Annotated in this window: 10 protein-coding genes; 4 read left to right on the top strand and 6 right to left on the bottom strand. The window is 69.4% G+C overall.

Going from position 1 to position 16,951, the window contains the following annotated elements:
* The first annotated feature begins 15 nt into the window (after positions 1 to 15).
* Both ACX9TP_RS35025 and ACX9TP_RS35020 read left to right on the top strand, forming a co-directional pair.
* On the top strand, positions 16 to 804 hold the full coding sequence (locus ACX9TP_RS35025; protein ID WP_482974996.1) for a glutathione binding-like protein: 789 nt from the start codon (positions 16 to 18) through the stop codon (positions 802 to 804).
* Between the two features lie 112 nt (positions 805 to 916).
* A complete protein-coding gene (locus ACX9TP_RS35020) occupies positions 917 to 5,020 on the top strand; it encodes an ELWxxDGT repeat protein (protein WP_482974995.1) in 4,104 nt (1,367 codons plus the stop codon).
* A gap of 578 nt (positions 5,021 to 5,598) precedes the next feature.
* Here the strand turns inward: ACX9TP_RS35020 and ACX9TP_RS35015 are convergent.
* From ACX9TP_RS35015 to ACX9TP_RS35005, 3 genes are all read right to left on the bottom strand, one after another.
* Positions 5,599 to 7,053 (bottom strand): DUF4397 domain-containing protein, encoded by a 1,455-nt coding sequence (locus ACX9TP_RS35015; RefSeq protein WP_482974994.1) that lies wholly within the window; start codon positions 7,051 to 7,053, stop codon positions 5,599 to 5,601.
* Positions 7,054 to 7,563: 510 nt separating this feature from the next.
* On the bottom strand, positions 7,564 to 10,305 hold the full coding sequence (locus ACX9TP_RS35010) for an Ig-like domain-containing protein (protein WP_482974993.1): 2,742 nt from the start codon (positions 10,303 to 10,305) through the stop codon (positions 7,564 to 7,566).
* A gap of 258 nt (positions 10,306 to 10,563) precedes the next feature.
* Positions 10,564 to 12,687, bottom strand: a complete 2,124-nt coding sequence (locus ACX9TP_RS35005; protein ID WP_482974992.1) for a phosphatase PAP2 family protein — start codon at positions 12,685 to 12,687, stop codon at positions 10,564 to 10,566.
* Positions 12,688 to 12,895: 208 nt separating this feature from the next.
* On the opposite strand from ACX9TP_RS35005, the gene ACX9TP_RS35000 reads away from it, so the two are divergent.
* On the top strand, positions 12,896 to 13,150 hold the full coding sequence (locus tag ACX9TP_RS35000; RefSeq protein ID WP_482974991.1) for a hypothetical protein: 255 nt from the start codon (positions 12,896 to 12,898) through the stop codon (positions 13,148 to 13,150).
* Between the two features lie 54 nt (positions 13,151 to 13,204).
* Here ACX9TP_RS35000 and ACX9TP_RS34995 read toward each other — a convergent pair whose 3' ends face one another.
* Positions 13,205 to 13,450, bottom strand: coding sequence for a hypothetical protein (locus tag ACX9TP_RS34995; RefSeq protein WP_482974990.1), 246 nt, complete (start codon positions 13,448 to 13,450; stop codon positions 13,205 to 13,207).
* A 76-nt stretch (positions 13,451 to 13,526) separates the two neighbouring features.
* Complete coding sequence (locus ACX9TP_RS34990) at positions 13,527 to 13,961, bottom strand: hypothetical protein (RefSeq protein WP_482974989.1); 435 nt, start codon at positions 13,959 to 13,961, stop codon at positions 13,527 to 13,529.
* A gap of 272 nt (positions 13,962 to 14,233) precedes the next feature.
* Here ACX9TP_RS34990 and ACX9TP_RS34985 point away from each other — a divergent pair, with 272 nt between their 5' ends.
* On the top strand, positions 14,234 to 14,374 hold the full coding sequence (locus ACX9TP_RS34985) for a hypothetical protein (RefSeq protein WP_482974988.1): 141 nt from the start codon (positions 14,234 to 14,236) through the stop codon (positions 14,372 to 14,374).
* Between the two features lie 105 nt (positions 14,375 to 14,479).
* On the opposite strand, the gene ACX9TP_RS34980 is transcribed toward ACX9TP_RS34985, so the two are convergent.
* Complete coding sequence (locus ACX9TP_RS34980) at positions 14,480 to 16,900, bottom strand: Ig-like domain-containing protein (RefSeq protein WP_482974987.1); 2,421 nt, start codon at positions 16,898 to 16,900, stop codon at positions 14,480 to 14,482.
* Positions 16,901 to 16,951: the final 51 nt, after the last annotated feature.

The following is a 16,951-nucleotide window of genomic DNA, read 5'->3' as shown; positions in this document are numbered from 1 at the left end:
CCGTACGTTGAGCTCATGACGAACAACCTGCTGACCGTGCATCACCTCGGGCGCTCCCAGTCGGAGCGGATTGTCTGGCTTTGCGAAGAACTCGAGCTCGAATATGAGCTGAAGCGGTATGCGCGCCGAAAGGACAACAAGCTGGCGCCGCCGGAATACAAGGCGCTGCACCCGATGGGGACGGCGCCAATCATCACCGATGGGCAATTGGTGCTCGGAGAATCCGGGGCAATTTCCGAATATCTGATTGCCACCCATGGCAACGGACGGCTCGCGGTGAAGCGCGGCCAGCCAGGATTCGCCGACTATCTCTACTGGTTCCACTTCGCCAACGGGACCTTGCAGCCGGTCGTCATGCAGGTGAGGTATCTGGAGCGCGTCGATCCGTCCGAGAAGAACGCGCCGCTGCAGGCGGCGAAGGAGCGGTTCAACCTGGTCTTCTCCACAGTGGAGAAGCGTCTGGGTGAGGCGCCCTATCTCGCGGGTCCGGAGCTGACGGCGGCGGACATCATGATGGTGTTCTCGCTGACCACCATGCGGCTGTTCAAGCCGTACAGTCTCTCGCCATGGCCGAACATCCTGGCCTATCTGCAGCGGATTGGCGCGCGCCCCGCGTATCAGCGCGCGATGCAGAAGGCGGATCCGGACATGACGCCGTTGTTGGAGGCCACTCCATCAATCGGTCGACGCAACAGGAGCTGCCCGTCGATAGGAGCTGTGCATGCCGAAGAGGCGCCAGGGCTTTTCTGCGGAGCAGAGGGCCGAAATTTGGACGCGGTGGAAGGCCGGGCAGTCGCTGAGTGACATCAGCCGGGCTCTCGGCCGTGTCGCCGGGACGACATGCCCCTGGGACACCGGGTACACTCCGCCCGCCATCGAGCGGGCTGGCATCCGCGCATCCGCTGTACGAGGGGACATGGAACACCTGGGGAACTTCCAACGGCGGCGGCTCTGGCTCGCCCTCACGCTGGCCCTGGCGGGCGGTTGCGCGGAGCCGGCGCCCCCGGAGCGCAAGAGCCCGCCCGGCACGTCCGCCTCCGCGCTCGAAGTCACGGGGCCCGTGCTCGTCGCGGACCCGCCCGCCCCGCGGTCCCTCAACTCGACCAGCAGCGCTCCGTCCGGTTTCACCGCCCTGGGCAAGTCGGTCCTTTTCGCCGCGCAGGAGGCCGGCAGCGGGCGCGAGCTCTGGTCGACGGATGGCACCAGGGCCGGTACCAGGCTCGTCCGGGACATCCGGCCCGGCCTCCAGAACTCGGGCCCCGCCGACCTCATCGGCCTGGGAGGGCTCGTCCTCTTCACCGCCCATGACGACAGCCGGGGGCGCGAGCTGTGGCGGACCGACGGGACCGCGGAGGGCACCGTGGTCCTCAAGGACATCCACCCCGGCCCGGGCGCTTCCAACCCCGGCCACTTCAGGCTCTTCAACGGCTTTCTCTATTTCTCCGCGACGAGCGGCGGCGCCGGGCAGGGCGTCGAGCTGTGGCGGACCGATGGCACCTCCACGGGCACGGTGCTCGTGAAGGACATCGTCCCGGGCCCCGGCAGCGGTGCCCCGGAGTGGCTCACCGTCGTGGGCAACCAGCTCTTCTTCACCGCCACCACGCCGGACACGGGCCGCGAGCTGTGGAAGAGCGATGGCACCTCCACGGGCACGGTGCTCGCCGTGGACCTCGCCCCGGGCCCCGCGGACGCAAGCCCCATCTCGCTGGTCGGCGTGGGCAACCGGGTCTTCTTCGTCGGCACCGAGCCCTCGGCCGGCCGCGCGCTCTGGAGCAGCGACGGCACCGTGGAGGGCACCCGGCTCGCCCATGACCCGAAGCCGAGCGACCCGTACGGCGAAATCATCGGGACGCTCACGGAGATGGACGGGAAGGTCTACTTCCCGTCGACGGGCCAGACCGGTGGCGACCCTGCCGGCCTGGAGCTGTGGGCAAGCGATGGAACCTCGGCCTGGCTGGTGAAGGACATCCTTCCCGGCGTCAAGGGCAGCTTTCCGAACGAGCTCGTGGCCGTGGGGAAGACGCTCTACTTCGCCGCGCAAGAGGACAGCACCGGCGCCGAGCTCTGGAAGAGCGACGGCACGACGGCGGGCACGCAGCGCGTGGCCGACCTCCGGCCGGGCTGGAGCGGCTCCCTGCCCCTGAAGCTGACCCACCTCAACGGCATGCTCTACTTCGTCGCGGACGACGGCACCTCGGGCCGCGAGCTGTGGAGGAGCGACGGCAGCGTCATCCAGCAGGTGAGGGACGTGAGTCCGGGGGCGCGCAGCTCCGACCCCGAGGGGATGGCCGCCGTCGGCTCCCGCATCTACTTCTCCGCGAACGATGGCACCTGGGGCATCGAGCCGTGGTGGACCGACGGCACGAGCGCCAACACGTCCCTGCTGGCCGACCTCTACGTCGCGACCAGCGACTCGGAGCCGCGGGACCTCACGGTGTTCCGTGATGAGCTCTACTTCACCGCGGAGACGGTGGATTTCGGCCGTGAGCCCTGGGTGACGGGTGTCTCCGGAACCCGGCCCCTCCTGGACATCATTCCAGGCCTGCAGGGCTCCACCCCCGGCCCCTTCGTCGAGCTGAATGGCGCCCTGTTCTTCTCGGCCCACACCAGCTTCGCCGGCCAGGAGCTGTGGACGAGCGATGGCTCCGGCGCGGGGACCCGGCTCCTCAAGGACATCCGTCCGGGCACCCACAACTCCGGCGCTCCCTCGGCCCTGAAGGGGGTGGGGGGCCGGCTCTACTTCGTCGCGAACGACGGCCAGACGGGCAACGAGCCGTGGACGAGTGACGGCACCCCCGAGGGGACCGGGCTCCTCAAGGACATCCGGGCCGCGAGCGGGTGGAGCATCTCCTCGAAGCAGGGCTTCGTCGGGTTCCAGGACCGCGCCTTCTTCGAGGCCTCGAGCGGCCCGGGCACCGCCGCCGTGGGCCTGTGGGGGACGGATGGAACGACGGACGGAACGGTGCTCGTCCGGGGCGTCGAGCCCTTCTTCGAGCGCGCCTCCGCCGTCACGTCCGGCGCCTTCTACTTCCCCGGTACGTCGAGCGGGATGAGCGACATGGAGCTGTGGAAGAGTGACGGCACCACCGCCGGCACCCAGCTCGTGAAGAACATCCACCCGGAGGGCTCCAGCCACCCGGATGACTTCGTGGTGATGGATGACGTGCTGTACTTCACCGCCACCCAGACCGGCACGGGCCGCGGGCTATGGCGCAGTGATGGCACGGAGGCCGGCACCCGGGAGGTGATGAACCTTCCCCTGGAAGGGACGGGCATCCAGCCGCGGCAGCTCACGGTGGCCAACCGCGTCCTGTTCTTCCAGGCGTTCGACTGGCAGGCGGGCTACGAGCTGTGGCGGAGCGACGGCACGCGGGAGGGCACCTGGCGCGTGAAGGACCTCCACCCCGGCGCTGTCGGAGGCATGGCGGACGAGCCGATGCTCACCCTGGAGCCGGAAGGGCTGGTGGTGTTCACCGCCTCGGACGGCAGCTCGGGCATGGAGCCTTGGGTTTCGGACGGCACCGAGGAGGGGACGCAGCGCCTCGCGGACATCGCTGCCGGGGCCTACTCGTCCAACCCGCGACTGCTCACGCGCAAGGGGCGCGAGCTGTACTTCGTCGCCAACGACGGCACGACCGGCTTCGAGCTGTGGCGCCTGGGGTTCACCCTCCCTGCGGACACCACGCCGCCCACCGTCACCTGTCCGGCCCCGCTGAGCGCGGAGGCCCAGAGCGCGGAGGGCTCCGAGGTGAGCTATCCGGCGGCGACCGTCAGCGACAACACGCCAGGCAGGCCCGTGCTGGTCTACAGCCAGGCCTCGGAGACGGTGTTCCCGCTGGGGACGACGCGCGTGACGGCCACGGCGACGGATGCATACGGCAACACGTCCTCGTGTTCCTTCACCGTGACGGTGGAGGACACCGTGCCGCCCACGCTGAGCTGCCCGGCGGATGTCACGGCCGAGGCCACCGACAGCAGGGGGGCCGTCGTGAGCTACCCGGCCGCGACTGTCTCGGATGCCAGCGAGACGCAGGTCACCTCCAGCCACGCGTCGGGGTCGCTGTTCCCGCCAGGCACCACGGCCGTCACCGTCACCGCGACGGATTCGGGCGGGCGGACGGGCACGTGCAGCTTCAACGTCACCGTGCGGGACGCCGCGAAGCCGGAGGTGACGTGTCCCACGAGCGTCACCGTCGAGGCCACCAGCGCCTCGGGCGCCACGGTCAGCTACCCGCCCGCGACGGTCTCCGAGACGACGAATCCGCCGGTGACGCTGGACTACAGCCAGGCTTCCGGGACGGTGTTCCCGCTGGGCGTGACGACGGTCACCGTCACCGCGACGGATGCGGTGGGCAACCGCTCCACGTGCGGCTTCTCGGTGACGGTGCGCGACACCACGGCCCCGGCCGTGGGCTGCGCGGCGGACCTCACCGTGGAGGCCGAGGGCGCCGACGGTGCCTCCGTCGCCTTCGAGCTCGCCCAGCCGCTGGACGCCGTCACCCGCGCGCCGTCGGTGTCGTCCAGTCACGCCTCCGGCAGCCGCTTCCCGGCAGGTACGACGGTCGTCACCGTGACGGCGCGAGACGACGCCGACAACGGCGCGTCCTGCACCTTCTCCATCACCGTGCGGGACACCACGGCGCCCACGCTCGTCTGCCCCGCGGACCTGACGGCCGTGCTCGGTGACGCCGAGGGCGTGGCCGTCACCTTCAGCGCCACGGCCACCGACGGGGTGACGGCCTCGCCGGAAGTAACGTACAGCCACGCGCCCGGCAGCCTCTTCCCGCAGGGCACCACGCCCGTGACGGTGACGGCAAAGGACGGGGCGGGCCTCACGGCCGAGTGCTCCTTCCAGGTGACGGTGCGCAAGCCCGTTTCCGTGCCAGCACCTGAGGAGGCAGAGGCTCGCGGCTTCGGGTGCTCGACGGGCGCTTCGGGCGGAAGCGGCCCGGGCACCTGGCTCCTGCTGCTGGGCGGCGTCCTCTGGTTCCAGCGGCGCACGCGCTCCCGCGTGCACTGAGCCATCGCTGTCAGGGAGCGGAGCTCGGCGGCGGTCGCCCGCCGAGCTCTCCGGGGCACAGGCTCCCACCTCCCGCGTGCGGGCCATCGGTGTGAGCCACGATGACCCTCAAGGTGCCGTAGCGGCCGGGGCTTCGGATGGCCCTCGTGCCGGGGCCCACCTCGCACCTGCCGTGGGCAAGCCCAGGTGCTCCCCAATCGCCCGCACCTCGGGGGCCCCTTCACGTACGCCAAGAGCCTCGAGCCTGTCTCCACACCTCACGCAGGCGAACACGTCGAAGTCGAACGCTCTCCTGAGCACCTCGGTGAAAGTCCACTCGCGGTGTCCTCTGCGGCATCCGCTCCTTCCTGGCCGCTGCCTCGAGCCCCGTGCTCGCCTCCTCCGCACCTGCTTGTGGGAGCAGAAGTGGCCGCAGTCTGGCGCCTGGAGCGAAGACGCCGTGGAACCTGCGCCCTGCCAGCGAGGCCCGGGCCCGATTCCGCGCGCTTGCGCGGACGCACGGCCCGGGTGTCAACGCCGTACACAGCGCGCCGCACATGGCGTGGACGGGGCGGCCTCGCGGGCCGCCCCGCCCGGAGCTACGGCTGCGGCTGCACCGGCTGGACTTCCCAGGGCGTCTCGGAGGTGTCCACCACGAGGAGCTGGAAGCCGGGCTGGTTGTTGCCGGAGGGCGTCAGGACGCCGGCGGCCACCGCGAACACGCCGTCGCCGATGAAGGGCGTCGAGTCCAGGCTGAACTGGGCGATGGGCGTGCGGTCCGAGGCGCCTGCGGGCACCACGCCCAGGTCCACCGTGTCGGGTGGAAGCGGCAGGCCCTCGGGCGGCGTGGCCTGGGAGAAGGCCAGGTTGCTCACGGGCGCGCCGGCCGGCACGGTGCCGTCCTCGCCCACCGGGCCCGCGTCCACTGGTGGTGCGCCCGGAGCCGCGTGCACCACCCGCACCCTCGCGGAGGCGGGGTCCTCCACGAAGGCCTCCGCGAAGGGCAGCAGCGTGAAGCCCGGCGCGCCGCTCTCGGGGGCGAGGAAGCCGGAGGCCACCACGAGGTAGCGCTCGCCCGCGACGAGCTCCGGCGTGCCGCTGCTGGCGGCGGGAGCGCCGGACGGGCGGTTGCCTCCGGGCGCGGCGGCGAAGAAGTCCAGCGTGTACGTCCCCGGCGGCACCTGGATGGGCTCGGACAGGTCGCCGAAGGACAGCTCATCGGCCAGCTCGGTGTCACCCGCGAAGATGTCCACCTCCGGCGCGTCCGGCGACGCGTGCAGCGCGTACACCACCGGGTTCTGCCGAATGAGCGGCAGCCCGCCCTCCGGCCCCGCCGCCACCAGGACGAAGCCCTGCTCCTCGCGAGGCTTGCGCTCCAGCAGGCCGGTGGCCACCACGAAGACCTCCACACCCTCGGGCAGCGGTGGCACGGTGAAGGCCGTCACCGACTCATCCTCATCTCCGGCGGTGATGCCCACCTGCAGGGCCGTGCCCGCCGGGACGAGCACGCCGGTCTCGCCCGTGTCCGAGAAGCGCTCCAGGTCGTCCACCTCCACGGAGCCGTCATTGCCCAGGTCGATGCCCACCGTGGGCGCGTCCGGCGAGGCATGGACGATGCGCACGTGGGCCTGTCCGGCCTGGTCCTCTCCGAAGTCCTCGCGCAGCGCCAGCACGCGGAACGTCTCGTCGGTGTCATCTTCATTCAGCAGGCCCGCGGCGATGACCGTCACCTGCCCTCCCTGCGTCAGAGTGAGCGTGTCCGAGGTGAAGACCGGAGGGGTTTCGGGCGGCGCGCCCGCGGGACGGATGTCCATCGCGACGTCGCCGGCCTCCAGGTCGAGGTACGCCGTCGTGGTGCCATACGCCACGTTGGTGACCAGCGGTGTCGTGCTGCCCGCCGCATAGATGTCCACAGCGGGAGCGTCCGGAGACGCGTGGATGACGCGCAGCCGCGCGCCCTGTTGCGGCCGCTCCTCCGGCGGAGGCGGGGGGTTGTCGTCATCGTCATCGCAGCCCGGTGCGAGCACGGTGAGACCCGCCATCAGTACGGCCATCCATGGCTTCCAACGCGTTCGGTGCATCATGTGTCCCCCTCGGGTGAGGCCCGCCCGCCAAGCGCGGGGGGCTCGTTCTGGCGGAGGCTAGGGAGGCAGGTTCGCGCCTGGAGGGGGGACCCGGGGGCCCCTTGCGTGATGGCTCGCGACGCTGTGCGGAGGTGCGCCGTGCAATCGGGCGCGGCACCGTGTGCTCGAGGGTCGTGTGTCCTCGGAGAGACACCCCGCGCGGCCGGGGCTCGTCAGGACGGCGGCCCGGCCTCGCGGGGTGGGATCAGCGCTCCAGCCCCAGCAGCAGACCCGGGCCCAGGTCCAGCGGCGGCCGTCATCCACGCGCACGCCATCCAGGTCCAGCCCCAGTGCTCCGCGCAGCGCGAAGTCTCCCGCCTTCCGTGTGCCGGGACCAAAGACAGACAGGGTCCCGGCGCACTCCCAGGAGGGCTCACGCGGCCGGTGAATGTTCGACACACACCGGACAGGCAGCCCGTACTGACGTCCCAATGACGGGCGCTACTTCACCGACACGTCATCCACCCGGAAGACGGTGATGAGCGAGCCACTCTGGTAGGTGCTGAAGCGCAGCCGCACCGTCCGTCCCGCGTACGAGGCCAGGCTGTAGGAGTACTGCACGTAGCCGCTTCCCTTGTGGAGGTTGCTGCGGCTCGCCAGCGTCGCAATCACCGAGCCCGAGGTGTCCACGAGCTCCACGAAGAGCCGGTCACTGTGGAAGACGGTCGTGGTCTCGCTGCTGGTGATGTACAGCCAGAAGGACAGCGTCGGCGCGCTGCCGGCCGGGAGGAAGAAGGACTGCTCGGCGCCGCCAAACAACCCGGCGGCACGACCCAGCTCCAGGTTGCCGGTGCCGCCGTGCGGCGTGGAGCCGCTGGTCATCCAGAAGGCCTGGCCGCTCAGCGTCCACGGACTGGAAGAGCCCTCGAAACCTCCGTTGAGGACGAGGTCATTGGTCACCGTCACGGTGACGCCCGAGGAGGTGGTGGCATTGCCCGAGGTGTCGAAGGCCTTGCTCGTCAGCGTGTAGCTCCCGTTGGCGACGGTGGTGGTGTCCCACGTCACGCTGTACGGCGCGGTGTCGTCCGAGCCCAGCAGCGTGGCGCCCCGGTAGAGCTCCACCCTGGCCACCGCCACGTTGTCGGACGCGCTCGCGGACACGGTGACGCCGCCGCTCAGCGTGGCCCCGGCCAAGGGGGCGGTGACGCTGGTGGTGGGCGGGGTGAAGTCGTTGTTCACCGTGACGTTGACGGCCGCGGAGGTGGTGGTGTTGCGTGCCGCGTCGTAGGCCTTCGCGGTGAGCGTGTACGCGCCATTGGCCACGGTGCGCGTGTCCCACGTCACGCTGTATGGCGCGGAGGCGTCCGTCGCGATGAGGGTGCTGCCCCGGTAGAGCTCCACGCGGGTGACACCCACGTTGTCCGTCGCAGCCGCCGTCAGCGTGACGGTGCCGAGCAGCACGGCGCCCGGGGCGGGCGCGGTGATGGCGACGGTGGGGGGCACCGTTTCATTGGCCACCGTGACGGCCACGCTGGCGGAGTCCGTCACGTTGCCCGTGGTGTCGATGGCCTTCGCGGTGAGCGTGTACGCGCCATTGGCCACCAGCGTCGTGTCCCAGCTCAGGCTGTAGGGAGCGTAGGCGTCGGAGCCCAGCAACGTGGTGCCCTGGTAAAACTCGACGCGAGCCACGCCCACGTTGTCGGACGCGGTCGCCGTCAGGGTGGCCGTCAGGCTCAGCACGGTCCCCGCCGTGGGCGAGGTGAGGCTGACGGTGGGCGGCGTGAGGTCGTTGTCCACGGTGATGCTCACGCTCGTGGACGTGGCCTGGCCCGCGGCATCCCGGGCGGTGGCCGACACCGTGTGGGCGCCATTGGCCACCGACGCGGTGTTCCAGGAGAGCGTGTAGAAGGTCGGGTCCGAGGTGGGAGAGGGCTGGGAGGCAGTGCCGATGAGGGCGCCGTCCACATAGAGCTGCACCGAGGTGACGTTCACGTTGTCGGACGCGCTGACGGCCAGGGTGTAGCTCTGCTTGATGGTGGACCCGGCGGAGGGGAACAGCATCGTGCACGTGGGAGGTGTCGTGTCCGGCCCGTCCTTGATGATTTCCGCGCTGTTCAGCGCAGAGCCGGAGGAGGCCCCTCCGGCCACGAGGACCCGCGGCGGCGTGCCGGTCAGCAGCGTGGCGGAGTGCGCGCTGCGCCCGGTGTGCATCGAGCCGAAGGTGCTCCAGGTGTCGGTGGCGATGTCGTAGGTCTCGACGGAGGACAGGTTGCTGATGCCGGAGCTGCCGCTGCCGCCCACCGCGAGGATGCGCGTGGAGTCGAGGGAGACCAGCGCGAATTCGGAGCGGCCCTGCGCCATCGGGTTGATGGTCTGGGAGGTCTGCGTCGCCGGGTTGTAGATTTCCGCGGAGCTCAGCGTCCCCCAGCCGCCCGCTCCGAGGATGCGTCCGTCGGGAAGCCCCACGAAGCCCGCCTGATGGCGGCTGGCGTTGAGCGAGCCCGCCGTGCTGAAGGTGTTCGTCCCGGGGGCGAACAGCTCCACCCGGGTGGAGACATCCGTGGTGCCGGAGAAGGCCTGCCCGCCCAGTACCGCCACCCGGCCATCCGGCAGCAGAATGGTTGAGGCGCCCATCCGCGCGGCGGACAAGCCCGAGCCCGCGTAGGTCCACGTGCCCGTGGCGGGGTCATAGAGCTCCGCCGACGCGAGGTAGGTGTCGTTGAGGTTGTAGAGGCCGCCCACGACGAGCACCTTGCCGTTGTTCAGCTTCACGGCCGCGTGGTAGCGGCGGCGCTGGTTGAGCGAGCCGGTCGCCGTCCAGGTGCCCGTGGCCGGGTTGTAGATTTCCGCGCTGGAGTGGTTGGTGGAGCTGTTGTTGCCGCCCATGACGAGGACGCGGCCATCGTCGAGCAGCACGGCGCGGTGCATGGTGCGCGCGGCACTCATGGAGCCCGTGGCCGTCCAGGTGCCCGTGGCCGGGTTGTAGAGAGAGGCCGAGCTGTACGCGCCGGTCGACGTCTCACCGCCGGCCACGAGCACCCTCCCGTCCGCGAGCCGCGTAGCGGTGTGGTTCCAGCGGCCCGCAGGCAGGTTGCCCGTCCACTCGATGACCTCCTGCAGCGCTTCGCCCATGGGCGCCGACCCGGACTGCGCTCCGCCCTGCTCCGAACCACAGCCAGCGCTCAGCGCCACGAGTGTGAGCAGCCACAGTGATACAAATTGTTTCGCTTTGATGACGTGCATGGTGTCTCCGGCCCGTTGCTCTACCGCTCGCGCAATATTCGCGAGCGGTGAGAGGTCACCTCGGTGCGAGCCGTGTGCCAGTGCTCCTTCAGACGGGAAACGCTCGAAAAAGAGGGGGCTCCCGTCCAGATTGGATAGCCCGCGCGCTCCAGATTGGAGCGGAGTGCGCCATCTTGGCTCAGGCCACGGCGGTAGGCCCCCACCGCCCCGCGAGACGCTGAACGTCGGCTCAATCGCGATGAGTCGCAGCGTCTTCCGCTACTCTTGGATGACGACGGCGACGGAGAGTGGCACGCCTCCAACGTTGCCTGCGCCCGCTGCGCTGAAGGGCGTGGCCTTCAGGGTCAGGCTTCCCCGAAAGGTCTTGAGCGACTGTGAGTCATTCACGTCGTTGACAAGGTCATACGGCCAGGTGTTCCGGACGCGGACCTGGTCCCAGTAATCGAAGCGCACGCTGCCCACGGCTTGCGGATAGGTGGTGGCACGCACGGCGAAGTTGGCATGGCCCTGCGCCGCCAGGTCGCTCAGGTCGATGACGGCGTGGTTGTAGAGGGGCGCATACCCGGGGATGGGCTGCCCCGTGTCCGCGTTGATGAGCATGAGGCCCTCCACGCGGCTCACCGTATTGGGCAGCGCCGGGCTGGTGGCATTGACGGTCAGCGTGTTGCCACCGAGCGTGCGCACCTTGAAGCCCTGGAAGGGCGTGCCGTCCGGCAGCCGCTCCGGGTACAGCCGCGCCCAGTCCTGGAGCGTGCGCAGCGCGTACAGCTCGCCAAGACGCACCCCGTTGTCGTGGTCGCTGCGGTAGTGCACGCCCGCGAAGAGCCGCGCCATGCCCACGTTGGAGGCCAGCTTGTCCAGCTCGTTGAACATCGTCAGCGTCCCGGCGTACGGCAGCAGCGCCGTGCCTTCGGTATTGGGCACCTGCGGGTTGATGATGGGGAAGTCCGCGTAGAAGGCCTTGAGCACCGTGACGCCCGCGCCGATGTACGTGGAGTGGCCGGAGGCATAGGCCGGGTGGAGGGGGCTGCCCTCGGGGAAGGTCTGCGGCAGCAGGTACGTGCCCGGGCCCAGGTTGCGCGCGGCATTCTTCTGCGCGTTGCGCAGGAAGATCTCCGGCAGCACCGGTGAGCTCAGCAGCTCGGCGGCCACCGGGTAGTTGACCCCGTTGACGAGGCGGTTGTGGATTCGGCCGCCGTACTCCTCGGGGCGCAGCCGCCGGTGCACCTGCCACTTCTGGAACCATTGCGCGCGCAGCACCGTGTTCGTCACCAGCGTCGTCACCGACTGCGCGTCGCTGTTGCCGAACGTCACGAAGGCTTCCTGCTTCTGGTAGACGCGGTAGGGGTTGTTCTCGTCCTCCGCGCGAGGCGAGGACTTGGGGTCCGGGTCGTACCGGCCATCCGGCAGGAAGTCGCCCTGCCGCGCCAGGATGAGCGCCGCGTTGAGGCTGGCCTGGAGCGGGTAGTCGAAGTGCACCCACTCGGCCAGGTCGCGCCCGCTGCGGATGTAGCGGCGCACCGGGTCGAAGTCCTCCAGCGTGTCGGTGGGGTCCACCGGGCTCTTGCCATTCTGGATGTCCAGCCACTCGTTGTAGCCGGTGACGCGGTCGTCTCCGGCGAGGCGGGTCCAGATGCGCTGCTCGACGGGCTGGTGGGCCGTGGGCTCCACGCCGGACGGGGGCGGGTTGATGTCCGTCGTCGTGTCCAGCGGGCCACCGCCGTATGGGAGCGTCTTGAGCAGGAATTGCGAGACGTACGGGCCCTCCAGCGCGCCGGGCGTGTCCGCGCGGAAGATGAGCCGGGCTATCACCGCGCCAGTGCCTCGCCGGGCGCCGCGGTAGAAGCGCAGGTTGCCAATATTCGCGGCTGCCCCATCGGTCCGGGTGTCGCCACCGTACTGGTCGAAGCGCACGTCGCGGTTCAGGGCCATCCAGTACAGCTCGGCCATCTCCGAAGCGGCCTCGTCACTGGTGAAGTCGGGCGCGGGCCCCATGGTGATGGCCTGCGGGTCCGCACCTTCCAGCGTGAAGGAGAAGCCTGCCTGCGGGTTGACCAGGCGGCGCTCGCCTCCGAGCACCACCGCCTCCAGCTGCGCGGGGTTGCCGGTGAGCAGCGCGGCCAGCAGCGCGTCGAACGGCGCCGGCACCGGCTCGCCCAGGCTGTCGTGCGGCAGGCCCTTGGAGTAGACGGCCCAGCGCCCGAAGTCGTTCTGGTCGTTGTTGTTGACGGGGACGGGCAGCGGCTGGGCGCGCTGGAAGTCCGCGGCGTCGACGCGGACCTGCCGCGCCTGGTCGGCCCGTGCCGTGTTGGGGACCTGCGCCCACGCTGCTGGTGCCAGCAGTGCAAGCAGTAACGGGGGGAAAGCAGCTTGGACTCTCATGGGTGGCTCCTCGGTGGAGAGCAGAACCCAGGCATCCGCACGGGTGCGAAGGGCGAGCGGAAGACCCGGGTGGCGCTGTCTACCGATTCCCTCCACACCCTCGCCTTCCAGGGTTGCTCATTGCCCGGCTCCCGACAGACGCGGCATGAGGGACGCGACAGTCGGGCCAGGGGAGTGACCACCGCTGGATGTTCACTGCGCTGCCCGCGTGGAGTTGGCGCACTTCGGCGCGGGTGCGCGGCTGTGCACGGAAGGACGCGCCAGCTTCGCGCTGGACCTCTCCGGCCACGTGCGGCGACGCGCGCTGGAGCTGCCCGCCGCGCTCCGCCCGGACGTCTGGCGCAACTCCCGGGGAGAACAGCAGGTGGAGCGCGCCAGCGGCGCCGTGGAGACCACCGCCTTCGAGGACCCGTGCGCCGAATCCCTCGCACCTCTGTGCACCAATGCCTCCCTTGTCTTGTAAAAGGGCCTTCCCGCGAGCTCGCGCCGGCTCAACCCGGCGCGGAAGGCTCGGCGGTCAGGCCACATGGACGGCACTCAGCGCTCCGCCCACCGCGACGCCGTACACGTCGTTCCCGGTGACGGTGACGGTCTGCAACGAGGGGAACGAGAGCGTCCATACGGAGATGCTGCTGTTGCTGTCCCAGTACAAAGGAGCCATCCGCTGGTCGGCGGGATGGGACAGGGTGACCTGGAGGTACGCCCCCATCGTCGTCATCAGCCGCGGGTAGCGGCCATTGGCGACGAAGATGTACGGGCGCACCGTGCCCGTCGCGGCTGTTCAGCTTTTCGTGCCCCAGCCGTGAAGTGGAGGCCCAGGTGGCGGGGCAACGAGGTCCTCATCGGTCAATGATGGGGGGACCTTCGTACGCCCCCGACCGCTCGAACTCCGCTACCAGTTGCTGAAACTCCTCGAAGCGAGACCAGGTGCGAAGGTGCTGTCGATGAAAATGGAGATAGTTGAACGGGTACAGTGGCGAGGACTTGTCGTCCGTCAAGAACTCGGTGTTGTACCAATCTTCGTGGATCTCCTCCCCGCAGGCGACGCAGATTGCGGGACAATCGCGCACCAGTCGATGCCGCTCCTCGCTTCTGCGAAGAGCCTCCTCACGAAGCGGGTGTGCCGCGAAGCACTCCGCATGGAATCGGCCATCGGACAAAGCAAATAGCGGGTCTCGCTGGTTCACTACAAAATGCGGCAGCGCTGCGCCGGGCGTTCCATCAATGGGCTTGCGACAGATACCGCACGGCATTCCTGGGATGAAAATACCCACGGTCGTCTCCTGTTGCGCGAAAGAACTGCTCCGTGCTCAGCCCTGACTGACCTGTCCGCTGAAGAATCGGGCCAGGGTGCCCGCTCCGGCTGGAGCGCATGTCCTGGCAGCGGTGCCAGGACGTCCATCAGGTTACTACGGAGGAGCAGGCAATTGCCCGGGGAGCGCCGTCTGCGCTGAACGTGGGAGGGGCCCTGACTCCTCCCTGACACCGCGCGGATGGGCCGACGCTTCCGTTGGGCGTCCGGCGGGGCTACCGCCCAGCGCGGCATTTGCTGGTACTCACCGGCGAGAAGTACACGCGGAAGTACTTCATCACCGGCGCCCCGCGCGGCCCCGACGGGCAGCAAGTGCTGCTGCTCCAGCCCGAGCCCACGTGGTCCTTCTCGCCGAACGTGGAGAGCGAGGTCTAGGTGAGGAAGTAGCCCTGGTGCACCCGGAGGCTCAGGAAGTCGTCGGCTCGAACGGGCCCGCGCCGCGGCGGCCAGGGACGTGCCGACTCCTGCCTGAAGCGCCCGTCAGGGCTGACTCTGGGGCGTGAAGCTCCAGTCGAAGTTGAAGTCCAGGTATGAGTAGGTCTTCGCGAAGCGTCCGTCGGGCAGGACGGTGGGCGGATTCAGGTACACGCCGTTCTTCGCGTCATTGGTGGTGAGCAGCCCTCCCGTGACGCTGTAGTGGGGGCTCTGGCAGTCCTTGCCGGTGACCGTCTCGGCGACGCTCGAGTTGTCCACCAGCGCGGCGACGTACGAGCGCGCCGGCTGCTTCAGCCAGGACGTCACCTCGGGGTCGGAGCTGTGCAGCTCGGGGAAGGGGTTCGTCTGCAGGAAGCCGGAGAATGGGGCGAGCACGAAGCTGGCGGGGCCGAAGCTGTACGAGCAGGAGCTTTCGCCGTAGGCCACCTCGAAGGTGAAGGAGCCGCTCGGGACCATGAGCAGGTTTGCTCCAACCCGGAGCGTGTCCGGGAACAGCGGGTGCTTGAAGTCCAGCATCGTTGCCGAGGCATCCACCTCGAAGCCCACCGTGGCCACGCCCTTGCGCCCCATCCCCGTCCAGCCCGAATACCTATCCAGGACGGTCACCGACCCCTGCATCTTCCAGCAGCCGATGTTGTTGCGCTTGAGGTACGGCGTGCGGGTGGCCGTCACGCTGCCGCCCGGCTCGGTCTCCGAGTTGCTCAGGATGATGACCAGGTGCTGCGCACGCTGTGTCTTGAGGTCCCTGCAGAGCCCGACGAACTCGTAGTCGGACCAGTCCTCCTCCTGCCACGCGCCAGCGCCGTCCATCCAGAGCGCCTGCACCTTCACGTGCTTGCCCGCCTTCTTCTGCTCGAAGAAGCCGTTGTAGAAGAGCACCGAGCGCGTCGCCGGGTCCTTGAAGTCGAAGTAGTAGACCCGGTGCGAGAGGTTCTTCAGCTCCGACTCCAGGTCTTCCTTCTTCTCCGCCGCGCCGCCCAGGTCGCCGCTGGTGTCCACGCTCTTCACCACCTCTTTCAGGGAGTCCCACGAGGTGAAGGACGCGGGCTTCGCGTCCACCGGAGCCTGGTTCCAGAGCATCTTCCCGAAGAGCGGCCAGTGCTTCTGGAAGCCCCCCGGCAGCACGTTGTCGATGGCCTCCACTCCGGTGTCGACGGACTGCGTCGCCGCGAGGATGCTCTTCACCGTCGCCGGGCCGAGCGTGTTGGCGATGTACTGGAACCAGAGATAGGCGCCGTAGTCGCGCCCCGCGCCGGACAGGCTCGCGCCGCAGTGGCCCGAGGAGCGGTCCTGGAGCGGAAGCTCGGGCGTGCTCAGGTAGCAGCTCGCGAAGTCCTGCTCGAGCTGGAGTGTCTTGCCGTACACGGCGTCGATGGCCCAGTTCGCGACTGCGTCGCGGAGCCACCCGTAGCTCGCCTGGAAGGCCTGCGTCCGGTACGCCCAATGGCTGGCATGCATGAGCTCGTGCGCGGCGGCGGCCTTGAGCTCGTCCGCGGTCAGCGACTCGTCCAGCATGATGAAGACGGAGGACTGATACGGCGCGCCGAACTCGGGAACGGTGAGGCCGCGGAAGTCGACGTTGCGCACGAGGAACACGTCGAGCTTCGGGCTGTTGAGCGCGCAGCCCGTCGAGGTGTCAGGAAGGGGCACGGGGAAGCCGAGCACGTCGAAGAGCCGGGGCCAGATGTCCTTCTCGATGGCCTCCGACACCAGGGCGGCCTTCGCCTTCTGACCGGGGATGGTGAACTGGTACCAGACGTTGACCTTCGCCTGCGTGGAGTTGACGAAGTCCCACCCGTCGCTGCTGGCCTTGCAGGTGGGGCGGCCGTTGCCGAGCCCCTGGCCGCCTCCGGGTGGCGCGAGCCAGCTCGCGCCGTCGGCGGGCGGCACCAGGAACGGGTCCAGCGCGGCCTTCGTCGCGGCGGGCAGCGTGTCGTACTGGTCGATGGCGTCCTGGAGCGCGTCCGTCTCGAAGGCGCCGCTCGCGCGGCCCTTGTACTGGAGCGGCAGGCGCGGGTCATTGAAGGCGGCGTAGACGCGGTAGGTGAGCACCTCGTGCGGCGTGAGGAGCCCCGCCTCGGCGGCCGCGGCGAGGTTCTCATCGGAGCTGTGCATGTCCTCCGATGGGGTGACGACCAGCACCGCCACTGGCGAGCTGGAGACGTCTCCGGCGGAGGCGGTCACCAGGGAGGCGCCCGTGGAGAAGCCCTCCACGCGTCCGTCCTCGACGGACGCCACGGTGGCGTCCGTGCCGGTCCAGGTGAAGCTCACGTCCTTCAGCAGCGTGCCGTCCTCGTCGTACGCGAACGCCGCCAGCGTCAGCCGCTCCCCCACCCAGAGGAAGCCCTCGTCCGGGGTGACGATGATGCGGGCGACCTTCGCGTTGTCGGAGCCGACATCCGGGTCGTCGTCGCCGCCGCCGCTGGAGTCGGAGCAGGCGGCCAGGCCCACCAGGATTGTCAGCACGCATGCTGACCGGAGACACGCCGACGTCGTCATGCCCTGTTGCTTCATCAC

The organism is Pyxidicoccus sp. M15, from assembly GCF_056858435.1.
This window is presented reverse-complemented; position numbering and strand designations above follow the sequence as displayed.

Bases quoted from the DNA above. Each gene is read 5' to 3' on its own strand.
- ACX9TP_RS35010 (WP_482974993.1), bottom strand. From the start codon at position 10,305: ATGCACGTCATCAAAGCGAAACAATTTGTATCACTGTGGCTGCTCACA.
- ACX9TP_RS35015 (WP_482974994.1), bottom strand. From the start codon at position 7,053: ATGGCCGTACTGATGGCGGGTCTCACCGTGCTCGCACCGGGCTGCGAT.
- ACX9TP_RS35005 (WP_482974992.1), bottom strand. From the start codon at position 12,687: ATGAGAGTCCAAGCTGCTTTCCCCCCGTTACTGCTTGCACTGCTGGCA.
- ACX9TP_RS35025 (WP_482974996.1), top strand. From the start codon at position 16: ATGACGAACAACCTGCTGACCGTGCATCACCTCGGGCGCTCCCAGTCG.
- ACX9TP_RS35020 (WP_482974995.1), top strand. From the start codon at position 917: ATGGAACACCTGGGGAACTTCCAACGGCGGCGGCTCTGGCTCGCCCTC.